The organism is Sphingomonas phoenicis, from assembly GCF_047238005.1.
GTDB lineage: Bacteria > Pseudomonadota > Alphaproteobacteria > Sphingomonadales > Sphingomonadaceae > Sphingomonas.
Genome location: NZ_JBDFMC010000002.1, coordinates 3,102,933 through 3,121,941 on the forward strand (window position 1 = coordinate 3,102,933; position 19,009 = coordinate 3,121,941).

Below are 19,009 nucleotides of genomic sequence, written 5' to 3' on the forward strand. Positions count from 1 at the left end.
GCCGGCCAAGCAGATACGCGATCATCATGCCGCCTCCGGCCGGTGAGGACCCTGCGGCTCGGGCGGGCCATAGGGATCGCCGCGGTCCTTGCCGTCGCCCTGATGTCCCGTCGGCCGGCCGCGCAGCTTCGCAATGCCGTCACGCACCCCGCGCCTGACCAGCACGAAGAACAGCGGGATGTAGAAGATCGCCAGGAACGTCGCCGACAGCATGCCGCCGATCACCGCCGTGCCGATCGCGATCCGGCTGTTCGCCCCTGCGCCGGTCGAGATCGCCAGCGGCAGCACGCCGAAGATGAACGCGAACGAGGTCATCAGGATCGGCCGCAGACGGATCTTCGCGGCTTCCATGGCGGCGTCGATCACGCGCGCGCCCTTGCGTTCCGCCTGTTCCGCGAACTCGATCATCAGGATCGCGTTCTTCGCCGCCAGTCCCATCGTCGTCAGCAGTCCGATCTGCAGATAGACGTCGTTGGTCAGCCCACGCAGCGTCACGAACGCGATCGCCCCGATCAGGCCCAGCGGGATGATCAGCAGCACCGCGAACGGGATCGACCAGCTCTCGTACAGCGCCGCCAGGCACAGGAACACGACCAGGATCGACAGGCCGTACAGCAACGGCGCCTGTCCCGCGGACAGCCGCTCCTGATACGACAGCCCGGCCCATGCGACGGAGGTGCCGGGGATCTGCGCCGCCAGCTCGGCGATCCGGGCCATCGCATCGCCCGAGCTCTTGCCCGGCGCTGCCGATCCCTGGAATTCGAATGATGGGATACCGTTGAACCGCGACAGCGTCGTCGGCGCCGTGCCCCAGCCGATCGTCGCAAAGGACGAGAAGGGCGTCATCTGCCCGTTCGACCCGCGCACGAACCACTGCTTCAGATCCTCGGGGGAGGAACGATAGGGTGCGTCGCCCTGGACATAGACACGCTTCACGCGACCCCGATCGATGAAGTCGTTGACGTACTGCCCGCCCCAGGCCGTCGTCAGGGTCGAGTTCGCATTCGACTGCGTCAGCCCGAGCGTCGCCAGCTTCTGCTGGTCCATGTCGACCTGCAGCGTCGCGATGTCGGGAAGTTCGGTCAGCCGCACCGATGCCAGCATCGGATCGGCATTGGCGGCGGCGAGCAGCTTGTCGCGCGCGGCGTTGAACTGTTCCTGCGTCAGTCCGCCGGTATTCTGCAATTCCATCGTGAAGCCGTCCGACTGGCCCAGGCCGCGCACCGCCGGCGGCACCAGCGCGAACACCTGCGCGTCGCGCAGGCCGCGGAACGCGCCGGAGGCGCGCTGGGTGATGGCATCCGCCGCGTTCTCCTTGCCCTCGCGGTTCGACCAGTCGACGAAGTTCAGGAAGCCCTGGCCGGTGTTCTGGCCGCTGACGCCGCCTCCACCACCGCCCGCGACGGTGAACATGACCTGCACGTTCTTCTGCTCGTATTTCGCGAAATACTGCTCGACCTGGCGCTGGACTTCCAGCGTACGGTTCTGCGTCGCACCGGGCGGCAGGCGGAACTGCACGATCGCCGAGCCCTGGTCCTCGGTCGGCAGGAAGCCGGTCGGCAGGCGCAGGAACAGCACCGCCAGCAATCCGACCACGGCGACATAGATCAGCAGGAACAGCCATTTGCGGTCGACCGTGTACTTCACGCCGCGCGTGTACTTGCCGACGCCCTTCTCGAAGTTGCGGTTGAACCAGTCCGCAGCGCCGGTGCCCCAGCCCGCCACCCGCGGGAAGCGACGCTTCAGCCAGTCGCCCTCATGCGCCTCCTGCGATTTCTGCTTCAGTAGCGAGGTGGTCAGCGCCGGCGAAAGGATCAGTGCGACCAGCACCGACAGCACCATCGCCGCGACGATCGTGATCGAGAACTGGCGATAGATGACGCCGGTCGATCCGCCGAAGAACGCCATCGGCAGGAACACCGCCGACAGCACCAGCGCGATGGCGATCAGTGCGACGCTGATCTCGTCCATCGACCGGATCGTCGCCTCGCGCGGCGTCAGGTCGGGATCCTCCTCCATCAGGCGCTCGACATTCTCGACCACGACGATCGCGTCGTCGACCAGCAGGCCGATGGCCAGCACCAGCCCGAACAGCGTCAGCGTGTTGATGGAGAAGCCGGCGAGATAGAATACGGCGAAGGTGCCCAGCAGCACCACCGGCACCGCGATCGTCGGGATCAGCGTCGCACGCCAGCTCTGCAGGAACACGAACATGACGATGACGACCAGGATCACCGCCTCGATCAGGGTCTTGACGACCTCCTCGATCGACAGCTCGATGAACGCGGTGGTGTCGTTGGCATAGGCGACCTTCAGGCCGGCGGGAAAACCCCTGGCGACGCGGGTGATCTCGGCCTTCACCAGCTCGGCCGTCTTCAGCGCGTCGGCACCCGGCGCCAGCAGCACCGCGATGCCCGCTCCCGGATGCCGGTTGATCCGGCTGACGGCGGCATAGCTCTCGGCGCCCAGCTCGATCCGTCCCACGTCCGACAGGCGGACCGTCGCGCCCGACGGCAGCGTCTTCAGGATGATCTGGCGGAACTGTTCCGGCGTCTGCAACCGCGATTGCGCCGTCACCGTCGCGTTCAGCATCTGTTGCGGGCCGGAGGGGAGGCCACCGACCTCGCCGGCCGCGACCTCGGTATTCTGCGCCTGGATCGCGGCGGTCACGTCGGCGGGGATCAGCTGGAAACTGGCGAGTTGCGTCGGGTTCAGCCAGATCCGCATCGCATATTGCGATCCGAACACGTTGGTGTCGCCGACGCCGGGCACGCGCCCCAGCGGATCCTGCAGGTTCGACACCAGATAGTCGGAGACATCCTGGTTCGTCTTCGTGTCGGTCTCGTCGTACACGCCTGCGATCAGCAGGAAGTCGGGGTTCGATTTGCGGACCACCAGGCCTTGCTGCTGAACCTGCTGCGGCAGGCGCGCCACCGCCTGCTGCACCTGGTTCTGCACCTGCACCTGCGCGATGTCCGGATCGGTGCCCTTGCCGAAGGTCGCGGTGATCGTCACCTGGCCGCGGCTCGACGAGGAGGAGCTGAAATACAGCAGCCCGTCGATGCCGGTCAGCTGCTGCTCGATCACCTGCGTGACCGAATTCTGCAGCGTCTGGGCCGATGCGCCGGGGAAGGTTGCGCGGATCGACACTTGCGGCGGCGCCACGTCGGGATATTGCGCGATCGGCAGGCTCATGATCGCGCCGACGCCGCCCAGCATCACGATGATCGCCAGCACCCATGCGAAGATGGGCCGGTCGATGAAGATGCGACTGATCATGCGGTCAGTTCGATCCGCCGCCCGAGCCGCCGGAGCCGCCCTTCGACTGGCCGCTGCTGGCGTCGCCATTGCCCTTGCTGCCGTCCTGCTGCGGCGGGGCGACGCGCTGGGCGCTGTTCGCGGGCACCGGCTGCACGGTCACGCCGGGGCGCAACTGGGCGCCGAGCCCCTGCACGATCACGCGGTCGTCCGCGTCCAGCCCGCCGGTCACCACCCAGGCGGTGCCCTGCGCACGGTCCGCGCGAACGGTCTTCTGCTGGACCTTGTTGTCCTTGCCGACCACCATCACCGTCGCGTTGCCCTTCGGATCGCGCGACACCGCCTGCTGCGGCACCAGATAGGCGCGGGTGTTGATCGCCTGGATGAAGCTGGCGCGCACGAACATGCCCGGCAGCAGCATGCCCTGCGGATTGGGGAAGCGGGCGCGCAGCGTCACGGTGCCCGTCTCGGTACTCACCAGCGCCTCGGAAAACTCGACGGTGCCGGTCTGTCCATAATCGTTGTCGTCCTCCAGCTTCAGCCGGATGGCCGCGCTCGCCGCCACGACGCCGTCACGCGACAGCGACCGGCGCAGCGCCAGCATGTCGCTGGCCGATTGCTGGATGTCGACGAAGATCGGGTCCAGCCGCTGGATCTGCGCCAGCGGATCGGCCTGCGTCGCCGATACCAGCGCGCCGACGGTGAACAGTGACCGGCCGATGCGGCCGCTGATCGGCGCCGGCACGGTGGTGAAGCGCAGGTTGATCCGCGCCGTTTCCAGCTGCGCGCGGGTCTGCGCCACGGCGGCGGTCGCCTGGCGCGACTGGGCGAGGGCGTTGGTATAATCCTGCTTCGAGATCGCCTCGATCTCGGCAAGCGGGCGATAGCGGTCGGCCAGCACGCGGGCGGCCTCCTGCTGCGCCTGTGCGCTCGCCAGGTTCGCCTGCGCCTCGTTGGCGGCGGCGCGGTACAGGCGCGGGTCGATCTCGTACAGCGGCTGACCCTGGCGAACGATCGCGCCCTCGGTGAAGAAGCGACGACGGATCAGGCCGGTCACCTGAGGACGCACGTCGGAACTCTCGAAGGCGGTCACCCGGCCGGGCAGTTCGGTGACGAGCGCGGCGTCGGTCGCCTTCAGCGTGACGAAGCCGACCTGCGGGGGACGGCCGCCGCCGGGGCCCCCGGCCTTGCCCTGGCCGTTGCCGCCTGCCTCCCCGCCGCCGCCGCACGCGCCGAGCAGGGTCGCCGCCATCATCGCCGCGCCGGCAATGGCCCGCCGCCCACGTCCGTTCCAACTCGCCAACTTGAGGTAAACCTTTCTTGCGGAAGGGCGTGGGCACGTCAGGCCCGCTGTCGTGAAATGCCCGATTTGCCGGCGGCTTGCCAAGCACCCATTTGTATCAATGTGTCGTTCGTTGATCTGGCGCACCATCGGAGGCGGAATGGACGAGCATGACCAGAGGACCGGCGATCCCGCCGACGGTGACAAGGCTGCCGCTGCGGCGGCGGCGGTGCAGGAGGTTCAGCAGGGAATGCTGGTCGGCCTGGGAACCGGATCTACCGCTGCGCACGCGATCCGCGCACTGGCCAGGCGCGTCGCGGACGGCCTCCGGATCCAGGCCGTGGCAACGTCTGGCGCCTCGGCCGATCAGGCGCGGGCGGCGGGCATCGCCGTCCTCGACTTCGCGGGCGTCGCCCGGGTCGATCTGACCATCGACGGGGCCGACCGCATCGATCCCCGTCTGTTCGCGATCAAGGGGGCAGGGGGCGCGATGCTGCGCGAGAAGATCGTCGCCGCCGCTAGCGAGCGGATGGTCGTGATCGCCGATGGCAGCAAGCTGCGCGACGCGATCGGCGACGCACCCGTACCCGTCGAGGTACTGCCCTTTGCTCAGGCGAGCGTCGCGGCGCGGCTGGGCCCGGCCGCGATCCTCCGCCGTGTTGGTGATCGGCCCTATGTCACCGACAACGGCAATGTGGTGCTCGACTGGATCGTCGATCTGGACGATCCCCGCGCCGTCGCCGACCTGCTCGATCGCATGCCCGGCGTCTTGGGTCACGGCCTGTTCCTGGACGAGGTCGATGCCGCCTATATCGCGACGGGCGGGGTCGTTACGCGGCTGGAACAGGCACGACACACGTATTAAGGCGCAACCCGACCCGCTGATGCGCGTTCCCCTTTCGACCAGAACGAGGCTCCTCCATGTCAGATACCAAGACCGCCGCCGCACCTGCGGACGCGTCGTTCCGTGAGGACGGCAGTCCGGAGCGACTCGCCATCGACACGATCCGTACCCTGTCGATGGACGCGGTGCAGAAGGCGAATTCAGGCCACCCGGGCACGCCGATGGCACTGGCTCCCGTCGGCTATGCCCTGTGGGCCGACCATCTCCGCTACGATCCGCGCCATGCCGACTGGCCCAACCGCGACCGGTTCGTGCTGTCGGTCGGCCATGCGTCGATGCTGCTGTACAGCCTGATACACCTGGCGGGGATCGAGGAAATCGATGCCGACGGGAAGAAGACCGGCAAGGAAGCGGTCAGCCTGGCCGATATCGAGCAGTTCCGTCAGCTCTCGTCCAAGACGCCCGGGCATCCGGAATATCGCCATACTACCGGTGTCGAGACGACGACCGGCCCGCTGGGCCAGGGTTGCGGCAATTCGGTCGGCATGGCCATCGCCGAGCGGTGGCTCGCGGCACGCTACAACAAGCCGGGCTTCCCCGTGTTCGACCACGACGTCTACGCATTATGCGGCGACGGCGACATGATGGAGGGCGTGGCGTCGGAGGCGGCGAGCCTCGCCGGTCATCTCAAACTGTCGAACCTGTGCTGGATCTACGACAGCAATCATATCTCGATCGAGGGCGGCACCGACCTCGCGTTCGACGAGGATGTCGGCCTGCGCTTCAAGGCCTATGGCTGGAACGTCATCCATGTCGACGATGCCAACGACGTCGCCGCTCTGTCCGCCGCGTTCGATACCTTCCGCAAGACTGCCGATCGGCCGACCTTCATCGTCGTCCATTCCGTCATTGGCTGGGGCAGCCCCCGCGCCGGCACGGAGAAGGCGCATGGCGAGCCCTTGGGAGAGGACAATGTCCGCGCGACCAAGAAGGCCTATGGCTGGCCCGAGGACAAGAGCTTCTACATCCCAGACGGTGTGATCCAGGCGTTCCGCGATCGCATCGGCGGCCGCGGCGGCAAGTTGCGCGACGAGTGGGTCGCGATGACCGACCGCTACCGGCAGGAGCATCCGGAACTCGGCGCCGAGCTCGATCTCATGCTGAAGGACCAGCTGCCGGACGGCTGGGACGCGGACATCCCGGTGTTCGAGGCGGATGCGAAGGGCGTCGCCAGCCGCGACTCGGGTGGCAAGGTGCTGAATGCCATCGCCAAGCGCGTGCCATGGCTCATCGGCGGCTCCGCCGACCTCGCACCCTCGACCAAGACCGATATCAAGGGTGCGCCATCGTTCGAGGCATCGAACTACGCCGGGCAGAACTTCCACTTTGGCGTGCGCGAGCATGGCATGGGGGCGGTGGTGAACGGCATGGCGCTGTCGCACCTGAAATCCTACGGCTCCACCTTCCTCGTCTTCACCGACTATATGCGTCCCTCGGTACGGCTGTCGTCGATCATGGAGCTGGGCGACGTGTGGGTCTACACCCACGACTCGATCGGCGTCGGCGAGGATGGGCCGACCCACCAGCCGATCGAGCAGATCGCGTCCCTGCGCGCCATTCCGGGCCTCGACACGATCCGGCCGGGCGACGCCAACGAGGTCGCCTGGGCCTGGCGCGCGGCGATGGAGAACAGCGGCACGCCGACCGCGCTGATCCTCTCGCGCCAGGCATTGCCGACGCTGGACCGCAGCACCTACGCACCTGCCGAGGGGCTGTTGAAGGGCGCCTATGTCCTGGCCGGCGACGAAGCGCCGGAAGTGGTGCTGATCGCGACCGGCAGCGAGGTGGCGCTGGCGGTGCAAGCCTATGAGAAGCTGAAGGCCGACGGTGTCAGGGCGCAGGTCGTCTCGATGCCCAGCTGGTACCGCTTCGAATTGCAGGACAAGGGCTATCGCGACTCGGTGCTGCCGCCCAGCACGAAAGCACGGCTCGCGATCGAGATGGCCGGATCGATGGGCTGGGACCGCTATGTCGGCAGCCACGGCGACACCGTCACCATGTCGACCTTCGGTGCCTCGGCACCGATCGCCAAGTTGCAGGACAAGTTCGGCTTCACCGTCGACCATGTCGTCGAGCAGGCACGCCGGCTGATCGCCGAGGCTGCCTCCACGGACAAGGAATAACCCCATGAGCAAGCTATCCGACCTGTCGTCCGCCGGCACCGCGGTGTGGCTGGACTTCGTCGACCGCAAGTTCCTCGAAGCCGGCGGCCTGGAGACGCTGGTAAAGGAGGACGGGCTGACCGGCGTCACCTCGAATCCATCGATCTTCGAAAAGGCGATGGGCCACGGCGACGCCTATGACCAGACGCTCGCCGCATTCGACCGCGACCATCCGGGCGCGGCGACGATCGACCGGTACGAGCATCTGGCGATCCAGGACATCAAGGCCGCGGCCGAGACGCTGAAGCCGGTGTACGACCGGCTCGACGCCAGGGACGGCTATGTCAGCCTGGAAGTGTCGCCCTACATCGCCGACGATACCGATGCGACGATCGCGGAAGCGAAGAAGCTGTGGGACGCGGTCGATCGTCCGAACTTGATGATCAAGATCCCCGGCACGCCCGCCGGCGCTCCGGCGATCTCGGCGACGATCGCGGCCGGCATCAACGTCAACGTCACGTTGCTCTTCGCGCTCGACGCCTATGTCCGCGTCGCAGAGGCATATGCGACGGGGCTCGAGGAACGCGTTCGTCAGGGCCAGCCGATCGATCACATCGCATCGGTCGCCAGCTTCTTCGTCAGCCGCATCGACACGATGATCGACAAGCAGATCGACGAGCGACTGAAGGCCGGCGATGCTGAGGCGGACGCGCTGAAGGCGCTGCGCGGCAAGGTCGCGATCGCCAATGCGAAGCAGGCCTATGCCTGGTATCAGGACTTCATCGCGTCTGATCGGTGGCAGGCGCTCGCGGCCAAGGGCGCGCAGCCGCAACGGCTGCTCTGGGCCTCGACCGGCGTCAAGGATCCGGCCTACCCCGACACGCTCTACATCGACACGCTGATCGGGCCGGAGACGGTCAACACCATGCCGCCCAAGACGATGGATGCGTTTCGCGACCATGGCACCGTCGCTCAGACGCTGACCGACGACGTCGACGACGCCCACCGCGTCCTAGACGAGGCGGAGCGGCTCGGCCTCGACCTGTCGGGCGTCACCGGCACTCTGGTGCTGGAGGGTGTCGCCTCCTTCGCCAAGGCGTTTGACGACCTGCTCGGCGCCATCGCGGCGAAGCATCCGGCGACCGGCGCCTAACCGGTGTCCCGGCCGCCGCGCCGGGACACCATTCAGTAGCGAGTAGAAGGACAGTCACATGAAGCTCGGCATGATCGGTCTCGGCCGAATGGGCGGCAACATGGCGCGGCGACTGATGGCCGGCGGTCACCAGATCGTCGCCTATGATCGCGACGCCGCGACGGTGGAGAAGCTGGTGGCGGACGGCGCCATCGGCGCCTCCTCGCTCGACGACATGCGTGCCAAGCTCGACGATCGCGCGATCTGGTGGGTGATGCTGCCGGCCGGTGAGATCACCGAGCAGACCGTGCAGACCATCGCGGCGGGCGCGAAGCCGGGCGACATCGTGATCGACGGCGGCAACAGCTTCTACAAGGACGATATCCGCCGCGCGAAGATGCTGCGCGAGAAGGAGATCGACTATGTCGATGTCGGCACGTCCGGCGGCGTGTGGGGCAAGGACCGCGGCTATTGCATGATGATCGGTGGCCGCGAGGAGACGCTGACCTATCTCGATCCCATCTTCGAGACGCTGGCACCCGGACGCGGCGACATCTCGCGCACGCCGTACGATCGCCCGGAAAGCGACGACTGGCGGGCAGAGAAGGGCTTCATCCATGCCGGGCCCGCCGGCGCCGGCCACTTCGTCAAGATGATCCACAACGGCATCGAGTACGGCCTGATGCAGGCCTATGCCGAAGGCTTCGATATCCTGAAGTCCAAGAACAGCGACAAGCTGCCCGAAGAGGAGCGGTTCGACCTGAACCTGACCGACATCGCCGAGGTGTGGCGTCGTGGCAGCGTGATCTCGTCCTGGCTGCTCGATCTGACGGCGATCGCACTGGCGAAGGACGGGATGCTCGAACAGTTCAGCGGCAACGTCGCCGATTCCGGCGAGGGGCAATGGACCATCGATGCGGCGATGGAGGAGAAGGTGCCGGCCAACGTGCTGACCGCCTCGCTCTTCGCCCGTTATCGCAGCCGGATCGAACACACGTTCGGCGACAAGGTGCTGTCGGCGATGCGCTTCGGCTTCGGCGGCCACACCGAAATCCCGCAATGACCGGCGCGCACGCAATCCGCCTCCTGGTTTCCGATGTCGACGGCACGCTGGTCGACAAGCAGAAGCACCTCACCGATGCCACCGTCGCCGCCGTGCGCCGGCTGGAAGCGGCGGGAATCGGCTTCACGATCATCTCGGCCCGTCCCCGGTCGGGGATCATGCCGCTGGTCGAGAAGCTGGGGCTCGACGTGCCGGTCGCGGCGTTCAACGGCGGGCTGATCTTCAAGCGCGACGGCTGGACCGGCGAGCATCACGTCATCGATCCCACGGCGGCGCGGGGCACGATCGCGGCAGCCGCCGACATGGCGGTCGACATATGGGTATTCGCCCGCGACCGCTGGTACGCCTCTACCGATCAGGGCGTCCACGTCGAACATGAGCGGGTCGCCTCCAACCAGGCACCTATCGTGACGCAGGATTTCGACGACCTGCTCGACGCGGCAGACAAGATCACCTTCGTCACCGACGATGCGGCGGTGATGGCGGCGATGCGCGACCGCTGCCGACCCTTCGATGCGGCCGCGACGATCGCCCAGTCGCAAACCTATTATCTCGATGTCACCGCGACCGAGGCGAACAAGGGCGCCGGCATCGCAGCGCTGGCCGCGGCGTTCGACGTGACGCTGGCCGATACCGCCGCGATCGGTGACCAGGCGAACGACCTGCCGATGCTCACCCGCGCCGGCCATGCCATCGCGATGGGCAACGCGCCTGCCGAGGTGCAGCAGGCGGCCCACGACGTCACGCTGGCCAACGACGCCGATGGCGTCGCCTACGCCATCGACAACCTCATTCTCTCCAAGGAACTTACAGCATGAAGCAGCTTGTCGCCTTCGACCTCGATGGAACGCTGGCCGAAAGCAAGCAGCCGCTGAAGGACGACATGGGGGAGGCGCTGGCCGACCTGCTGGGCGTTGCGCATGTCGCGGTGATCTCCGGCGGTGACTGGCCGCAGTTCGACAAGCAGGTGGCCAGCCGTCTCCCGGCGCGCGCCGATCGATCGCGCCTGTGGCTGATGCCGACAACCGGCACCAAATTGTTCGTTCACCGCGACGGCGGCTGGCAGACTGTCTACGCCGAGCTGTTCTCCGAGGAGAAGCGGCACGAGATCGTCGCCGCCTTCAACGCCTCGCTTGAGGCGACGGGCTTCGTCCCCGAGCAGGTATGGGGCGAACGGATCGAGGATCGCGGCAGCCAGATCACGTTCTCCGCGCTCGGCCAGCAGGCGCCGATCGACGCCAAGGAACATTGGGATCCGGATTTCGCCAAGCGCAAGGTGATCCAGGCCGATCTGCGCCAGCGCCTGCCGGGGTTGTCGATCAATATGGGCGGTGCAACCTCGATCGACATCACGCAGGAGGGCGTCGACAAGGCCTATGGCCTGAAGCGGCTCCGCGACGAGAGCGGCATCCCGCTCGATGCGATGATGTTCATCGGCGACGCGATCTTTCCCGGCGGCAACGATTACCCCGCCAAGGAACTCGGGCTGGACACGGTCCGCGTCCGCGATCCCGAAGAGACCCTCAGCGTGATCGCGGCGATCGTGGCCTGCCAGAAGTAGACCTGGATCACACTGTCTCCGGTTTGCAATGAAGGGACAAAGCGTTCATGTCGCGTGCCTGAAGGAAGAGACGGGCGCACCCATGGCATCGCAGAGCTTGACCACCGATCCCGGCGTCGATCTGACCGGGTGCGACCGTGAGCCGATCCATGTTCCCGGATCGATCCAGCCTCATGGCCTGTTGCTGATCGCCGAGGCCCGCACCCTGCAGGTGGTGGCCGGCGCCGGCGACCTCGAGGGGCGGCTGGATCCGGCGTGGCTCGGCGCCGCGCTGCCGGACCTGCTGGGGCAGGACGTCGCCGCATTGATGGCACCGGTGACGGCCGGACCGGGTGGTACCGTGGTCGGCGCGCCTGTGGTGACCGCGGCGGAGCGGCTCGACGTCGCCTTCCACCGCGCCGGCGACCTGCTGCTGGCAGAGCTGGAACCCTCCGCCCCGGAACCGCTGGCGGCCGCGACGATGCTAAGCCGGCTCGATCTCCTCGCACAGGGGTTCGAGCGGGCGAGCGACTTGCAGGCCCTGTGCGAACGCGCGGCGATCGCGTTCCGCCAGTTGACCGGGTTCGACCGGGTGATGGTCTACCGCTTTCTCGACGACGACGCCGGGCGCGTCGTTGCCGAGGATCGCGATCCCGCGCTCGGCACCTTCCTCCACCACCACTTTCCCGCGTCCGACATCCCCCGCCAGGCGCGTGCGCTCTATGTCCGCAACCGGGCGCGGGCGATCCCCGCGATCGACTATGCGCCCCAGCCGATCCGTCCCTCCGCCTATGCCGGCACCGACCTGAGCGATGTGGGTGTGCGGAGCGTCTCGCCGATCCATCTGCGCTACCTTGCCAACATGGGCGTGGGCGCGTCGGCGTCGATCTCGATCGTCAAGGACGGGTTGCTGTGGGGGCTGATCGCCTGTCACCACAACACCCCCCGCGCGTTGCCCGCCGATATCCGGCAGGCGGCGGCGACGCTCGCCTCTTCCTTGGCGCGGCAGGTGCGCGCCAAGGAAGAGGCGGAGACCTATCGCGAGCGCCTGCGCCTGCGGGCGGCGGAGGACGGACTGATCGGCCGCCTCGCCGACGCGCCGCACCTGCGCTCGGCAGTGGAGCGCACGCGCGGCGACCTGCGGGCCATGCTGGGTGCAGACGGCTTCGCGCTGGTCGAAGGTGCGTCGGTCGTCGCCGACGGCACCTGTCCGCCCGACGACATCGTCCGCGACCTGGCTGCCTGGGCGCGCGGCCATGCCGGGCTGGAACCGTTCGCCGCGCATGAGCTCGCGACGTTGCAGCCGGAAGCGGCGGCGCATGCCGATCTCGCCAGCGGCCTGCTCGCCATTCCGCTGGTCGAGAAGGGCGCCACGCTACTCTGGTTCCGTGTCGAGCAGGTCGAGGAGATCGAATGGGCGGGCAATCCGCACAAGTCGGTCTCGCTGGCGCCCGGCGACATGCTGACCCCGCGCGCCTCTTTCGAGACGTGGAGCGAGGCGGTGCGCGGTCGCTCGCGCCGCTGGACGCTGGAGGAGATCGAAGGCGCACACCGCCTTCGCCGCGCCTTCCAGGATGCCTGTCGCAGCCGCGAGCTGCGCGACGTCAACGCCCGGCTCACCCGGACGCTGGCCGACAAGGAGGCGCTGCTGGTCCAGAAGGACCTGCTGATGAAGGAGGTGGATCATCGCATCCAGAACAGCCTCCAGCTGGTCGGCGCGTTCCTCTCGATGCAGGCGCGCGCCGCGGGTCCCGGCGAGGTCGCAGATCAGCTGGCCGAGGCGCAGGCCCGCCTGTCCGCCGTCGCGCAGGTCCATCGCCGCCTGTATCGTGACGACCAGATCGAGACGATCGACCTGTCGCGCTATCTCGAGGAGCTGGTCGGCGACATGAAGAAGTCGCTGGGCGCCGAATGGGCGTCGCGCATGCGGATCGATCTGGCACCGGTCCTGATCCTTACCGACCGGGCGGTGAACATCGGCCTGATCATGACCGAACTGGTCATCAACGCCACCAAATACGCCTATGCCGGTGCGCCGGGTCCGATCACCATCGCGCTGGAGCAGCATCGCAACAAACTGCGCCTGATCGTCGCCGACGAGGGCAACGGCAAGACCGGGGTACATGCCGGCTTCGGCAGCCGGATGATGACCGCGATGGTGTCGTCGCTGGGCGGCGAGATGACCGTGTCCGACAACGCTCCGGGTCTCCGTGCCATCCTGACGGCGCCGCTGACCAGCTGACCGGCGAACGTCTTTCTACGGATTACGTACAGGCCTAAACCTGCTGTCCCGTTGCCCGCTTCGGATCAGGTCCGCGATGGCAGGCATGATCCGGGGCGGCATGCCGCGCGATCGTTGGTCGATGATCGCTGGGGAACTGCACGCGCGGCGCCCGATCACCTCGCGATGGCTCTAGGCACCCGCCGCCCGCGCATACAGGTCGAACGTCGCGGCCGCGCCGGCCATCAGCCCTGCTACCCACGCCTCGTCCGTGCCCTGCCGGTCGATGGCCGCCAGCAGGTCGCGCCACTCGCCGGGCAGGTGGCGTGCGCCGAGATAGCGCGACGGCAGCGTCGCCGGCACGCCGCGCGCCAGCATGATTCCACCCAGTCGCGATCCCTCGACGACGTACAGCGCGCCCCAGCCAGCGCCCGGCCGATCGGGCAGCGTGAACGTCGCGGGTGGTGGTGGATTGACCGCCAGGTCGCGCAGGTCAGCCGCCAGCAGGCTCGCCCGCTCGCGCCATGGCGGCAGGTCCGGCTGCGTGGCCAGCACCGCCTCGGCGGCTGGCAACGCTCGCGCATGCGCGGTCAGGAATGCGGCATAGGCGCCCGGATCGGTCAGGTCGTGTGCGCCGAACGCTGCGTCCACGGCATCGTGCGATGGCGCGGTGGCGGCGCGCAGCCGCTGGACCGCGCTCATGCCGGCACGCGGCCCGCCGGTGGATCGCCCGCGGGCAGGACGGCGGGATCCGCGGCGGCGATGTCGTCGATCAGGCCCTGCCGCCGCGCGACGATCGTCGGCACCAGCGCCTGACCGGCGACGTTCACCGCGGTCCGCCCCATGTCTAGGATGGGATCGATCGCCAGCAGCAGCCCGGCCCCTTCCAGCGGCAGGCCCAGCGTCGACAGCGTCAGTGTCAGCATCACCAGCGCGCCGGTTAGCCCCGCGGTCGCCGCCGACCCCACCACCGACACCAGCACGATCAGCAGATAGTCGGTCGCATGCAGCGGGATCGCGTGGTATTGCGCCACGAACAGGGCGGCGATCGCCGGATAGATCGCGGCACACCCGTCCATCTTGGTGGTGGCCGCGAACGGTACCGCGAACGCGGCGTAGCTGCGCGGTACCCCGATCCTCTCCACCGCCGCCTCGGTCACCGGCAGCGTCGCGATCGACGAGCGGGAGACGAATCCCAACTGGATCGCCGGCCACGCCGCTGCAAAGAACCGCCCCACCGACAGCCCGTTCGCCTTCAGCAGGGTCGGGTAAACGACCAGCAGCACGATCCCTAGTCCCAGATACACCGCGGTGGCGAAGCTGCCGAGCGCGGCGAGCGACTGCCAGCCATATTGCACTACCGCATGGCCCAGCAGTCCGGCGGTGCCGATCGGCGTCAGCCGCACGACCCACCGCAGTATCCGTCGAAAGATCGCCAGCGCGGCGGCGTTGAACGCCAGGAACGGCGCTCCCGCCTCGCCACTGCGCACCGCCGCGATGCCGATCGCCACCGCGATAACGATGATCTGCAGGATGTTGAACGACAGCCCGGTCTGCAGCACGCCGTCCGCATCGGTCTTGGTAGTGGCAGACAGGCCCAGGATGTTGGCGGGCACCAGTCCGCGAAGGAAGTCCAGCCACGATCCGGTCGTCGCCGGCCGCACGGCCGCCGCGATGTCGACGCCGTCGCGCACGCCGGGCTGGACGATGGTGCCGATCGCCAGGCCGATGGTCACTGCGATCAGCGCGGTCAAGGCAAACCACACGAGCGTGCTCGCGACCAGCCGCGCGGCGTTGCCCAGATCGCGCAGCGCCGCGATCGACGCGACGATCGCGGTGAACACCAGCGGTACCACCAGCACGCGGAGCAACTGGACGAAGGTCTCTCCGACGATGCGCAGCGTTTCGGCCGTCGCCGCGCTGCCGGTCTCGCGCGCCCAGAATCCGAACAGCAGGCCGACGGCCATGCCCACGAACACCTGCACGCTGAAGGTAAGTCGTTTCATGCTTTCGGATTCACCCACGCGCGATTGTCATGCCAGCAAATTCCGCAGTGCAGCGGTGAAGCCTTCCTATCGCCGGGCCTCGCGGCTGCGTGATCCCGTTGACTATGGCCGTGCGCGTGGCATGTCTCGACGGCGATGCCCTTGCGCCACCTCTTCGCGCCCAGCGAACCTGCCGAGGCCTGGCCGGCCGGCGGTGGCGAATGCGGACGGCTGATCCGGGATCGCGACTGGTCCGCGACCTCGCTGGGGCCGATCCAGACCTGGCCACCGGCGCTGCGGGTCACCGTGTCGAACCTGCTGGGATCGCCGGTGCCGCAGGTGCTGGTCTGGGGCGACGATCACACCGTCCTCTACAATGACGGCTATGTCGAGATCGCCGGCGCCGCGCACCCCGCTGTGCTGGGCGCGGGCATCGCCGCGCCGGACGGTGCGATCTGGCACTGGAGCCACGATATCCTGCGGCGCGGGATGGCGGGCGAGGTCGTCGCCTTTCGCGACCAGCCGCTGGCACCGCCGCGGGCGACCGCGGCCGACACGCTGTTCTTCGACCTGTTCTACACACCGGTGCGGCACGAGGACGGCATGGTCGGCGGGGTGCTGTGTACCCTGATCGACAACACCGCCCGCGTCGGTGCCGAGCGCGAGGCGGGCCGGCGCGAGGCGGAACTGCGCGAGCTTACCGATGCGCTGCCGGTGCTCATCACCTATTTCGACCGCGACCTGATCTGCCGCTTCGCAAACAGCTACTTCACCGAGTTTCTCGGTCTTCGCCCCGACGATGTGATCGGCCGGTCATGGAGCGAGATCGCCGCCGGCCAGGGGGCGGCTGCCCGCCTGCCGCTGGTCCGCCGCGCGCTCGCCGGGGAACGCGTGTCGGCAGAGGCGATCATCACCCACCGCAACGGCAGTCGCCGTCGGGTGGAGATCCAGTACGTCCCCCGGATCGAGGCGGACGGCACCGTCGCCGGCCTTCAGTCGCTCACCTTCGAGGTCGAGAAGCGCGTCCGTCGCGAAGAGGCGTTGAACGCCAGCAACAATCGCTTCCGCGCGGCGATGGACGCGGTGCACGGCGTCTTGTGGACCAACGATGCGGAGGGGCGGATGACCGGCGAGCAGCCGGGCTGGACCGCGCTGACCGGGCAGGGGCCCGACGACTATGCCGGCTATGGCTGGACGCGCGCGATCCATCCCGCCGATGTCGAACCGACAGTGGTCGCGTGGCGCCGTTCGGTGGAGAGCAACACGCCGTTCGTGTTCGAACACCGCGTTCGCCGCTTCGATGGGCAGTGGCGGGTGTTTCTGATCCGGGCGGTGCCGACCCCCGACGATGCGGGCGTCACCAACGGCTGGGTCGGCGTCCATACCGACATCACCGAACAGCGGGCCGCCGAGGAAGCGCTGCGCGAGCATGCCACCGCGCTGACCCGCCAGATCGCGCAGCGCCGGCATGCCGAGGAGCAGCTCCGCCAGCTGAACGAGACGCTGGAGGCGCGCATCGCTGCCGAGATCGCCGACCGGCGCCAGGCGGAGGCTGCGCTGATCCAGGCGCAGAAGATGGAGATGATCGGCCAGCTGACCGGCGGCGTCGCGCATGATTTCAACAACCTGCTCCAGATCGTCTCGGGCAATTTGCAACTGCTCGACCGCGATCTGGCAGGGCAGGAGCGGGCACGGCGGCGCGTCACCAATGCGATGGCCGGAGTCGAGCGGGGGGCGAAGCTCGCCGGCCAGCTTCTCGCCTTTGGCCGGCGCCAGGCGCTGGAGCCACGCATCGTCGATGTCGCCCGGCTGGTCGATGGCATGGACGAGATCCTGCGCCGCGCGGTGGGCGAGGGGGTGGTGATCGAGCGGTCGGTGGTCGCCGCGCCGTGGAACACCTTCATCGATCCCGGCCGGATCGAGAACGCGTTGCTCAACCTGGCGATCAACGCGCGCGATGCGATGGACGGTCAGGGCCGGCTGACGATCGAGATCGGCAATGCCACGCTACCGGCGCAGGGCGACGTCGCGGCCGGCGACTATGTCCGCTTGGCCGTCGGCGATACCGGATCCGGCATGCCGCCGGCCATCGCCGAGCGGGTGTTCGAGCCCTTCTTCTCCACCAAGCGCGAGGGGAAGGGCAGCGGGCTCGGCCTGTCGATGGTCTATGGTTTCGTGCGCCAGTCGGGCGGCCATGTCGAACTGCGCACCGTGGAGGGGGAGGGGACGGTCTTCGCCCTCTTCCTGCCGCGTGCGACCGGCGAGATCCAGGCGGACCGCGCCACCGTCGCCGTCGCGGCGATCGGCGGGGATGAGACGGTGCTGGTCGTCGAGGACGACGAGGGCGTCCGCACCACCGTGGTCGAGCTGTTCCGCGATCTCGGCTACACGGTCCTGACCGCGGCCGACGCGGTTCAGGCACTTGGGGTGCTCGATGGTCCGGAGCAGATCGACCTGCTCTTCACCGACGTCATCATGCCCGGCCCGCTGACCAGCGCGGCGATGGCGCGGCAGGCGCGCGAGCGGCGGCCGGACCTCGCCGTACTGTTCACCTCGGGCTATGCGGAGGATGGCATCGTCCATGGCGGGCGGCTCGATCCCGGATTGGCGTTGCTGCCGAAACCCTATAGCCGCGAGGTGCTGGCCCGGCGCGTCCGGCAGGTGCTGGGCGAACGGGCGCGGGGAGAGGCCGATCGATGATCCTGCTGCACATCCTGTGGCCCACCTTCGCCTTCGTGGCGCTGGTCTTCGCGGTGTGGACGACGCTGCTCGTCCAGCGTCTCGGCCACCTCCGCCGCAGCCCGCCGCGGCGCGAGGATTTCGCGACCGGCGCCGCGGCGACCCGCTATTTCGAGCCGGTCGGCCTCGCCGGAGACAATCTGCGCAACCTGTTCGAGCTGCCGGTGCTGTTCCTGGCGCTCGTCCCGCTGCTGATGGGCACGCGGCAGGCGGGCATCGCGCAGGTGCTGCTGGCGTGGATCTTCGTCATCCTGCGTGCCGTCCACAGCTGGCTGCACATCGGCAACCACGTCCGGGCCCGCTTCCGCGCCTATCTTGCGTCCACCGTGGTCCTGTCGGCGATGTGGCTGGGATTCCTCATCGATTTCGTCGCCGCCGCCGCGCGCTACACCGCCATCCTCGATGCCGCGATGAAACCCTGATCCCCGCCCTCGCGTTGGCGTGGGAACAGGAGGATCGGATGGCCGACGAGGACGACCGGGAACAGATATGGAAGGATTTCGACGAGGCGGTCAACATGACCCCCGCCGAGCTGGAGAAGTGGCTGAAGACCGACGACAGCCGCGCCGTCGGCACGGGCGTCGGCCACGACGAGGGCGACCGCATCGTCCGGATCAGGCACAAGAAGAAGGCCGACCTGACCGACGACGACTATCGTCACATGAAGAAGGTCGTCGGCTATGTGCATCGCCACCTGGCCCAGAACGGGCCGGCGGATGATCGCGAACATTCGCCGTGGCGCTACTCGCTGATGAACTGGGGCCATGACCCCCTGAAATAATC

At 68.0% G+C, this 19,009-nt stretch carries 14 protein-coding genes; 10 read left to right on the forward strand and 4 right to left on the reverse strand.

Annotated features, from left to right (window positions below):
- Positions 1–24: 24 nt before the first annotated feature.
- Positions 25–3,279, reverse strand: a complete 3,255-nt coding sequence (locus ABC319_RS15750) for an efflux RND transporter permease subunit (RefSeq protein ID WP_413071128.1) — start codon at positions 3,277–3,279, stop codon at positions 25–27.
- Positions 3,280–3,283: 4 nt separating this feature from the next.
- Positions 3,284–4,513 carry an efflux RND transporter periplasmic adaptor subunit gene (locus ABC319_RS15755; protein WP_413071129.1) on the reverse strand — a complete coding sequence of 410 codons (1,230 nt, stop codon included), beginning with the start codon at positions 4,511–4,513 and terminating at the stop codon, positions 3,284–3,286.
- 187 nt (positions 4,514–4,700) lie between these two features.
- Here ABC319_RS15755 and rpiA point away from each other — a divergent pair, with 187 nt between their 5' ends.
- The 7 genes from rpiA (at position 4,701) to ABC319_RS15790 (ending at position 13,523) form a co-directional block, all read left to right on the forward strand.
- Positions 4,701–5,405: a ribose-5-phosphate isomerase RpiA gene (gene rpiA / locus ABC319_RS15760; RefSeq protein WP_413071130.1), complete on the forward strand. Its 705-nt coding sequence runs from the start codon at positions 4,701–4,703 to the stop codon at positions 5,403–5,405.
- 56 nt (positions 5,406–5,461) lie between these two features.
- Positions 5,462–7,567, forward strand: a complete 2,106-nt coding sequence (gene tkt, locus ABC319_RS15765) for a transketolase (protein ID WP_413071131.1) — start codon at positions 5,462–5,464, stop codon at positions 7,565–7,567.
- A gap of 4 nt (positions 7,568–7,571) precedes the next feature.
- Positions 7,572–8,699, forward strand: a complete 1,128-nt coding sequence (gene tal, locus ABC319_RS15770) for a transaldolase (RefSeq protein ID WP_413071132.1) — start codon at positions 7,572–7,574, stop codon at positions 8,697–8,699.
- Positions 8,700–8,757: 58 nt separating this feature from the next.
- A complete protein-coding gene (gnd, locus tag ABC319_RS15775; RefSeq protein WP_413071133.1) occupies positions 8,758–9,741 on the forward strand; it encodes a phosphogluconate dehydrogenase (NAD(+)-dependent, decarboxylating) in 984 nt (327 codons plus the stop codon).
- The gene (locus tag ABC319_RS15780) at positions 9,738–10,559 is read left to right on the forward strand and encodes a Cof-type HAD-IIB family hydrolase (protein ID WP_413071134.1); all 822 of its coding nucleotides are present in this window, start codon (positions 9,738–9,740) and stop codon (positions 10,557–10,559) included. Before gnd ends, ABC319_RS15780 begins: the two co-directional genes overlap by 4 nt.
- Complete coding sequence (locus ABC319_RS15785; RefSeq protein ID WP_413071135.1) at positions 10,556–11,302, forward strand: HAD-IIB family hydrolase; 747 nt, start codon at positions 10,556–10,558, stop codon at positions 11,300–11,302. The genes ABC319_RS15780 and ABC319_RS15785 overlap by 4 nt, the downstream gene beginning before the upstream one ends.
- Before the next feature lie 82 nt (positions 11,303–11,384).
- Positions 11,385–13,523 (forward strand): histidine kinase dimerization/phosphoacceptor domain -containing protein, encoded by a 2,139-nt coding sequence (locus ABC319_RS15790; protein ID WP_413071136.1) that lies wholly within the window; start codon positions 11,385–11,387, stop codon positions 13,521–13,523.
- A 171-nt stretch (positions 13,524–13,694) separates the two neighbouring features.
- Here ABC319_RS15790 and ABC319_RS15795 read toward each other — a convergent pair whose 3' ends face one another.
- A complete protein-coding gene (locus ABC319_RS15795; protein WP_413071137.1) occupies positions 13,695–14,204 on the reverse strand; it encodes a biliverdin-producing heme oxygenase in 510 nt (169 codons plus the stop codon).
- Complete coding sequence (locus tag ABC319_RS15800) at positions 14,201–15,508, reverse strand: dicarboxylate/amino acid:cation symporter (RefSeq protein ID WP_413071138.1); 1,308 nt, start codon at positions 15,506–15,508, stop codon at positions 14,201–14,203. Before ABC319_RS15800 ends, ABC319_RS15795 begins: the two co-directional genes overlap by 4 nt.
- Before the next feature lie 141 nt (positions 15,509–15,649).
- Between ABC319_RS15800 and ABC319_RS15805 the strand changes: the two genes are divergently transcribed.
- The 3 genes from ABC319_RS15805 to ABC319_RS15815 are packed head-to-tail and all read left to right on the forward strand — an operon-like array spanning position 15,650 to position 19,007.
- Entirely contained in the window at positions 15,650–18,187 is a 2,538-nt protein-coding gene (locus ABC319_RS15805; RefSeq protein ID WP_413071139.1) for a PAS domain-containing protein, read from the forward strand.
- Positions 18,184–18,648, forward strand: a complete 465-nt coding sequence (locus ABC319_RS15810) for an MAPEG family protein (RefSeq protein WP_413071140.1) — start codon at positions 18,184–18,186, stop codon at positions 18,646–18,648. Before ABC319_RS15805 ends, ABC319_RS15810 begins: the two co-directional genes overlap by 4 nt.
- Positions 18,649–18,686: 38 nt before the next feature.
- Positions 18,687–19,007 (forward strand): DUF3140 domain-containing protein, encoded by a 321-nt coding sequence (locus tag ABC319_RS15815; RefSeq protein WP_413071141.1) that lies wholly within the window; start codon positions 18,687–18,689, stop codon positions 19,005–19,007.
- Positions 19,008–19,009: the final 2 nt, after the last annotated feature.

Bases quoted from the DNA above. Each gene is read 5' to 3' on its own strand.
- ABC319_RS15785 (WP_413071135.1), top strand. From the start codon at position 10,556: ATGAAGCAGCTTGTCGCCTTCGACCTCGATGGAACGCTGGCCGAAAGC.
- gnd (WP_413071133.1), top strand. From the start codon at position 8,758: ATGAAGCTCGGCATGATCGGTCTCGGCCGAATGGGCGGCAACATGGCG.
- tkt (WP_413071131.1), top strand. From the start codon at position 5,462: ATGTCAGATACCAAGACCGCCGCCGCACCTGCGGACGCGTCGTTCCGT.
- ABC319_RS15800 (WP_413071138.1), bottom strand. From the start codon at position 15,508: ATGAAACGACTTACCTTCAGCGTGCAGGTGTTCGTGGGCATGGCCGTC.
- ABC319_RS15795 (WP_413071137.1), bottom strand. From the start codon at position 14,204: ATGAGCGCGGTCCAGCGGCTGCGCGCCGCCACCGCGCCATCGCACGAT.
- ABC319_RS15750 (WP_413071128.1), bottom strand. From the start codon at position 3,279: ATGATCAGTCGCATCTTCATCGACCGGCCCATCTTCGCATGGGTGCTG.
- tal (WP_413071132.1), top strand. From the start codon at position 7,572: ATGAGCAAGCTATCCGACCTGTCGTCCGCCGGCACCGCGGTGTGGCTG.
- ABC319_RS15790 (WP_413071136.1), top strand. From the start codon at position 11,385: ATGGCATCGCAGAGCTTGACCACCGATCCCGGCGTCGATCTGACCGGG.
- ABC319_RS15810 (WP_413071140.1), top strand. From the start codon at position 18,184: ATGATCCTGCTGCACATCCTGTGGCCCACCTTCGCCTTCGTGGCGCTG.
- ABC319_RS15815 (WP_413071141.1), top strand. From the start codon at position 18,687: ATGGCCGACGAGGACGACCGGGAACAGATATGGAAGGATTTCGACGAG.
- ABC319_RS15780 (WP_413071134.1), top strand. From the start codon at position 9,738: ATGACCGGCGCGCACGCAATCCGCCTCCTGGTTTCCGATGTCGACGGC.
- rpiA (WP_413071130.1), top strand. From the start codon at position 4,701: ATGGACGAGCATGACCAGAGGACCGGCGATCCCGCCGACGGTGACAAG.
- ABC319_RS15755 (WP_413071129.1), bottom strand. From the start codon at position 4,513: ATGATGGCGGCGACCCTGCTCGGCGCGTGCGGCGGCGGCGGGGAGGCA.